Origin of the sequence: Paenibacillus senegalensis JC66 (assembly GCF_000285515.1) — a bacterium.
GTDB lineage: Bacteria > Bacillota > Bacilli > Paenibacillales > NBRC-103111 > Paenibacillus_L > Paenibacillus_L senegalensis.
The window spans coordinates 741,060-747,939 of sequence record NZ_HE610958.1; the positions used below are offsets into that span (position 1 = coordinate 741,060).

Sequence of the window (6,880 nt, forward strand, 5' to 3'; positions counted from 1 at the left end):
CATTGAGGAGGGCGATGTCGCCGCCCCGGCAGAGGCGCCCGCCGCAAGCAGCGCTCCTGCTGCGGCCGAGGAGCCCTCTCAGGAAGAGCAGCGCCCCGCAAGCCCTGCGGCAGATGGAGCAGCCCCAGCTGCTTCATCTGTGCAGGCAGCCGAGGGAAGCGGCTCCTTCCACGCGTCTCCCGCGGCCCGCAAGCTGGCTCGTGAGCGCGGCATCTCCTTGAACGAAGTGGGCAGCGGCGATCCGATCGGTCGGATCAAGCCCGCAGACGTTCAATCGTACAAGCCGGGCCAGAGCCCAGCGGCAGCCGGAGGAGCTGCGGCTAGCAAGCCGCCCGCCGCAGCTGCAGGAGCGGCGGCAGGCGGCGGCTCTGCGGCAGCAGCAGCGGCGGACGGCGGCAAAGCGATTGAGCGGCGCCGGATGTCCCGCCGCCGGCAGACAATCGCCAAGCGGCTCGTCGAGGCGCAGCAAACTGCGGCGATGCTGACGACCTTCAATGAAGTCGATATGACGGCCATCATGGATATCCGCAAGCGCCGCAAGGACAAGTTCAAGGAGAAGTTCGATGTGAACCTTGGCTTCATGTCCTTCTTCACCAAAGCAGTCGTTGGCGCCCTTAAAGCTTTCCCGCTGCTTAATGCCGAGATTGATGGTGATGACATTCTCGTCAAGCAGTTCTATGATATTGGGATCGCCGTCTCCGCGAAAGAAGGACTGGTCGTGCCAGTCGTTCGCGATGCAGATCGTCTTAGCTTCGCGGAGATCGAGAAGCAAATAGGCTCACTAGCAGAAAAAGCCCGGGCTAATACGTTAGCTTTGTCCGATCTGCAAGGCGGAACGTTCACAATCACGAACGGCGGAGTATTTGGCTCTCTGCTCTCCACCCCTATTCTTAACGCACCGCAGGTCGGGATTCTCGGAATGCATACGATCCAAAGACGTCCGGTCGCAATTGATGAAGAGCGGATGGAGAACCGTCCGATGATGTATATCGCTCTTTCGTACGATCATCGCATTGTTGACGGAGCCGAAGCGGTCAGCTTCCTGGTAAGAGTGAAGCAGCTGCTCGAAGATCCGGAATCCCTGCTGCTGGAAGGTTGATTCATCTGATAAAAACCAACCAAATGCGTTATGTTCCAATTTGGATATAACTGGAGTTGTCCTTAGTAGTCTTATTCGACTCGAAGGACAGCTCTTTTTTTGTTAAAACAAACTTTGTCAAACCGTTAAATTTTTATAACAATAGATTGGTAAATATATCTTGAAATTTACATTTTTTTCATCATAATGTAAATCATACGCTTTATCCATTGAATGGTAATTGTTAAGTTTCTTCTTTTACGATTTTCAACCATTTCCTTTATACAGAACAATAATAGCCTGCCCAAGTATTCTAGTATATATCTATATTGTTATTCTATCAGCGGCATGAGCCTAGTTGGCAAGATTACCTCATGATTCAGCGGGCAGGATCTGATTGTTCTAACCACTACTATATCCAAAACTACATTTACTCGTATCCGAAATACTCATTTGGTTGTCCTTTAATTAATTGGAAATGTAGCTGAGTACGTGGTTGCATGTTTGCAATTAATTTCGCGCCGTTGTGGCCGTCATTCCTTCTACAGATTTTCTTCAACTACATAGTTCCGCTTCATAGACTCCAAAATTACTTAAGACGAAGCCCAGATAACTTTATGACAGCAAGTATAGATCATATACAACAACATATGAGGATTGTAGTAAGGAGTTACTCTCCTGATACAATTATAAAAATTATGTCCACGGAAGGGAGGGCAAGATAGTATTTTTTGTTTCATTTTACATTTTACTTATAAAAAAGAAAGTGAGGTTAAGTTCATGAAAAAATTGGGTGTCTTCTTATCTTTATTCATAAGCTTTAGTCTAATTTTCCCTTCGTTATTAATGGGAGCAAATAATACTTACACTGATATCACATTACAAGAACTTGTTGATATTTCGATATTTGAGAATCATGGTTTCACGTATGATGAGATTTTAAAACTGGGTAATAACGCGCTATATGCGGAGAATCTATTAAAGAATAATCAAGTAAAAAAGAGCACTTAGATAACTTTAAAAATTCTCTGTTATCCGAACCTGAAGTGGTTGATAGTTCTTATAATGTTGAGGGATCACTCGCCATAACAGATAGTGGAAATATTCCCATCCCTAATAATTATGAGTTGTACGCCGAAGCATTATATGGAGAAGCACCTATTGAAAGTAAGTTACAAGCAAATAATTCTTGCCCTAATCCTGGAATGGACGGATATCACTATATCGTAAAGGGGCAATATGGAAGATATTCTGCATCAGGTGATATTAATTTTCCACATTCAATAAACGTTACCTCTTGGGACAATAAACAAAACGAAGTCCCTTATTACTTCTTCCAAGTCTATCAAAATACCTACGCTCGTGGCGGATTAGATGCAGGACTGTTCTATAATGTGTTCACCAATACTTGGCACACTTTTATAAGTGGCTGGTGGGCTTACTGGGATAGCGGAAGAGGAAGATATGAAGTAGTACCTGTTTGGGCTAGTGTGAACGCTAATATCAGAAGTAATCAACAAGTTAACATGGTCGTTACAACTCTAGATAATGCAATTAACATTAGAGTTGTGGATAGAAGCAATTGGAAGTTACTAGCTAATCATATGTATCATACAAACTCCAATCATCAGTACGATAGTAGGGGGACATACACAACTTTTGGTAAAGAAACCTCTTTTGCAACGCATTGTTACAATCCAACAAGTGGTGCCTACATGAGAGGAGCTTTCTGGACAAATGTTTACTTTTATTGGACTAGCGGATATCGATTACTTAATACTCAAGAAACATCCAGTACTGAATGGAAACCCGACAGATTAAAGGTCACTGAATTTAGTAATATTATTCCTCATTATCAAGATCGCATTAGCATAGAATACAGATAATACTCGTCCTTTAATGATTGTACCGAATCGTCGAAGTCGAATAAATCGACTTTGACGATTTATTTTGTGATTACAACGCAACATTACTTTCTAACAATACGTTAAACAGTTGGAGGTGTGTTTTATGGCCGGAAAAATATTAAAAAGTTCTGGTTTATTCTTTTTGACTTTAGCATTCGTTCTGATGTTCCCACATATTACGCAAGCAAATCAATCAGCAATCGTATCTTGGAAAGAAGGGCATCTTGATTTTGCACTTGGGAAAATTCAAGATGAAATCATTTCAGCTTACGAGGCAACTCCTGATCAAGTTATCCTTTCCACACATGTATTGCATGACGGGGATATAGCCATATTTATAAGCAATGGTACTGATGAGGAATTGGTACTGATCAATCCCGAAGAACCGGTACCTAGAAAAATTACTCTTCCTATTAAACTTGAGAGAGCCAGTGACTCCAGCAAATTGAAGGCATTGGTTAAAGATCATAATGACGCATTATGGTCAGTTCATGTCAGTTCCATCCCGCAATATATACCAACACCAAATCAAGGATTAGCCGTTATTGACCACCGCTCCTCAAACCTTGTAAAGATTGAAAAAAATCAGGCTATCAAGACAATAGATATTGAAGAATATTTACCTGAGAAGGGATACGCACCCTTTATTAATGATATTCAGTACGGAGGAGGTCTCATCTATGTAAGTTTATCCGATGGAACCGTATTAGCAATTGACCCTGATAACAACCGACTCAATTATGCTATGAATACTAATCATTTGCCACTGCTACCTTTGTCCGATAGGAAACTTGGTATTCTGAATGATCGGGAAATGTCAGTCTATGACTCTGATGGAAATTTAATTTCCACTCAAATCATTGATGAGTTAAGTCAATTAATACCACCCTCCTCCATTCCCAAGCTTATTAATTCTGCATTCATCCAGGAAGAGAATGGAGTCCTTATCCTTTCCTATGAATTAATTAATAAAAAATTAATTGGAATTATTGAATACGATCCTGAGAACAATAACATAGTGTCTCAATCTTTTTTTGGCTATAACTCTTACTTGGCTGCCTGTTCTTGTACTACAGCAGATATTGAAGTTATCCCCTTGTCTACAACTCAAGTAATGATAGTCGAAAATCTACAGAAAGTGAACGTGTTGAACTATAAACCGTTGCAAATAATCCATAAAGGCTCTCCTCTAATTACAGAAGTTCCAGCTTATCTCGACACAGTCCGATCGAAAACATGGGTTCCTCTTGCCGCAGCAACCGAAGCTCTCGGGGGAAAAATCAGCTACGATGCCTTTAAAAGAAATATAATTATTCAGTATAATGAACGTATAAGGGAAATCAACCAGGATCATCCTGACATTGAAATGATAACAATTAGCGAATTTGGAAAAACTTATGTCGGTATTCGTGATTTGATGGAACTTTTCAACATTGATATTGATTGGCTACAAGAATCCTATTCCGTTATTTTGAACGAATAAGCTTGACCTGGTAATGTTAAAAAACTCTTCGCGTGTCTTCAAGGAGTAGGGTATCGCTAAGTTTTGCGTCTATCCTGTGTTTACAAAAAGCCTGTCCTTTCACTCTATAAAAAACCGGATCCCTTTAGAAGAGGTCCGGTTTGTTGTTACTATTGTTGTTACTATTGTTGTTACTATTGTTGTTTTATGTATCATGACAAGTATTGTTTCTCAAACACTAGCTGCTCCAATACGTCTTCAAGCTTCCAAGTCCAGCAGCTGCTGTGCCGTGTCTTCCGTTGTTATTAGAACGTGAACCAGTTCGCCCCGAATTGCGCCCAAGATGGCCTTCTTCTTTTCCCCACCCTTGGCAATTCCGATCCTCAGATCAATATTCAGAAAATCTTCGGCCGTCGCCCCGATTACCCGGTCGCTTAATTCTGGAAAAGAAAATGTGCCATTCTCATCGTAAAAATGAAAAATCACATCCCCGACACTGCGGGATTCCAAGAAACTGCGATTCAGGTCAGGTGCCAGATTGGTATAATTGATTGTAGCATCCGGACCCGTATGACCGATTCCAATAACGGCCGCTTTAAGCTGACTCATTCGGTCCAGCACTTCTTTGACGCTAGGGTCGCCTAATATGCTCTTCTTGCTCTCCACCGTAGCCACGATGGCTGGAGCGGGCAAATATAACGGTCTCGCATGTAAGGCCGTTGACCACAATTGGATATTGGAGGTAGCCGGCACGAGCTCCTCCTTAGCACCCCATCCTCCTGAAAGCTGAACGACGCTTAAATCGGGCCGGGCATCGCAAGAGTGCATTTGGGTGCCAACCGCATGCAGCGTTCTACCCCACCCCAGACCGATGGCTCCGGTAGAGGGAAGAACGGTATTTAAGTACTTGGCAGCCATCATTTCAAATGTGCTTCCTGATGGATTCGTCTTGAAAATGACACATTCCTTTAAATGAGTCTGATTAACCAGCTTTGTCTCCAACGAATGGTTGCGCCAGCTTTCAAAGTCAGACGAGACAAAAAATTGAACCACCCCCTGCTCTCTCGCCTCATTTAGGAAACGCGCTACAGACGAACGGCCTACATCCAACTGTTCTGCTATTTCTTGCTGGTTATAGCCCAGAATATAATACATTCTGGCAACCCTTTCTAAAAAAGCTCTTTTGGACATTTGTCCTTTTTTGGGATTTATTCTCATAATGTCATCATATCATAAACGAGTGATAAAAAAGAGGCTTAAGAATTAAAAATATAAGGTCTATTTTGATACTCCCCGCAAGAAAGGAGCACTAGGCTCACCCGCTTCAAATGACCGATTTTGAAGATTTTAACGCCAAACACGGGTACGTGCTGCCTTGCGACGTAGCCTGCGCGCTGCTTCGCGGACGTCCCGCGCACTGCCCTGCGATGAAACGCCTACACCTTGCCCTGCGTGATGGCCTGCGCGCTGCTTCGCGAGGGTCCGCGAATAACCCGTGAGACTACTTCTCTCCCTATGCGTTGCCTTCCTTGACTACTTCCGCGGTACCTTTCGAGCTCTTCCTATGCTTCGTACTTTTACATTGCCTGCGAGCTCTCACTAAGCATTACCTTCCTTGACTACTTTTACGTTGCCTGCGAGCTCTCCCTATGCGTTGCCCTGCCGGATAGCATTCGCAATGTCTCGTGAGACTCCCTGCACGCTGCCTTACCCGATGTCCTTACGCTAACGCTCGCCCTTGCTCTTATTTGCCTAAAAAAGCAGGCTATTTATTTCTAACGCTCATCCCCGATCTTATTTGTGACAGAAAGTCCAGAAAACCGCGAATCTGAAGCAAAATAAGGATGATGGCAAGCGTTACAATTTTGAACCCCCTGATTTTGCTCAAATAAGGACCACGGCGAGCGTTAGAATTCGAATCAGGCTGCAAGCGACCTCAAACTTCCCGTCAAACCTTGGATACTATACCGGGTCCAGCTATAGCAATGCACCCTTGCTGGGCGAAAGCATATGTATATATCATCATAGTTAAGTTCAGGAGGAATGAATATGGAGAATCTAGCCGAGATGAATCCGGTCATTTATCAGGCCAATTCCGCCACTGCTCAAATGTTGAAAAAAGCACGTGACCAAGTTTATCATGCAAGCCGTCCTTATATCCAAAAGCCTGTCCGAATTCAGACGATCGACGGAACGATTTATGAAGGGGTCCTTGTAAATCTGGACCAGACTCACCTCTATCTGAGCATTCCCCAGCCCAGCATGGAAAACAGAGTCATAGATTATCGGCAGCCCTATTCCTATTATAACAATGTCATACTTCCCTTGGTGCTGTACGAACTTCTGGTTATTACACTACTTTATACCTAGATACCCGGCATCTTTACTTGAACCTCTGCCCATCTTCATCGATCGTAAACATCCTAAGTAGGG

General features: G+C 43.6%; 5 protein-coding genes. 4 read left to right on the top strand and 1 reads right to left on the bottom strand.

From position 1 onward, the window contains the following. Position 1 precedes the first annotated feature (1 nt). The 3 genes from odhB to PSHG_RS11685 all read left to right on the top strand — a co-directional run bounded on the left by odhB (position 2) and on the right by PSHG_RS11685 (position 4,468). A complete protein-coding gene (odhB, locus tag PSHG_RS11675; RefSeq protein ID WP_010272894.1) occupies positions 2 to 1,099 on the top strand; it encodes a 2-oxoglutarate dehydrogenase complex dihydrolipoyllysine-residue succinyltransferase in 1,098 nt (365 codons plus the stop codon). Between the two features lie 1,025 nt (positions 1,100 to 2,124). Then, entirely contained in the window at positions 2,125 to 2,964 is an 840-nt protein-coding gene (locus tag PSHG_RS30545; RefSeq protein ID WP_148497553.1) for a hypothetical protein, read from the top strand. 124 nt (positions 2,965 to 3,088) lie between these two features. Continuing rightward, the gene (locus tag PSHG_RS11685; RefSeq protein WP_010272898.1) at positions 3,089 to 4,468 is read left to right on the top strand and encodes a stalk domain-containing protein; all 1,380 of its coding nucleotides are present in this window, start codon (positions 3,089 to 3,091) and stop codon (positions 4,466 to 4,468) included. A gap of 237 nt (positions 4,469 to 4,705) precedes the next feature. Here PSHG_RS11685 and PSHG_RS11690 read toward each other — a convergent pair whose 3' ends face one another. After that, positions 4,706 to 5,602 (bottom strand): sugar-binding transcriptional regulator, encoded by an 897-nt coding sequence (locus tag PSHG_RS11690; protein ID WP_157213451.1) that lies wholly within the window; start codon positions 5,600 to 5,602, stop codon positions 4,706 to 4,708. Between the two features lie 894 nt (positions 5,603 to 6,496). Between PSHG_RS11690 and PSHG_RS11695 the strand changes: the two genes are divergently transcribed. Then, positions 6,497 to 6,817 carry a hypothetical protein gene (locus PSHG_RS11695; RefSeq protein ID WP_010272900.1) on the top strand — a complete coding sequence of 107 codons (321 nt, stop codon included), beginning with the start codon at positions 6,497 to 6,499 and terminating at the stop codon, positions 6,815 to 6,817. Positions 6,818 to 6,880: the final 63 nt, after the last annotated feature.

Bases quoted from the DNA above. Each gene is read 5' to 3' on its own strand.
- PSHG_RS11690 (WP_157213451.1), bottom strand. From the start codon at position 5,602: ATGTATTATATTCTGGGCTATAACCAGCAAGAAATAGCAGAACAGTTG.
- PSHG_RS11695 (WP_010272900.1), top strand. From the start codon at position 6,497: ATGGAGAATCTAGCCGAGATGAATCCGGTCATTTATCAGGCCAATTCC.
- PSHG_RS11685 (WP_010272898.1), top strand. From the start codon at position 3,089: ATGGCCGGAAAAATATTAAAAAGTTCTGGTTTATTCTTTTTGACTTTA.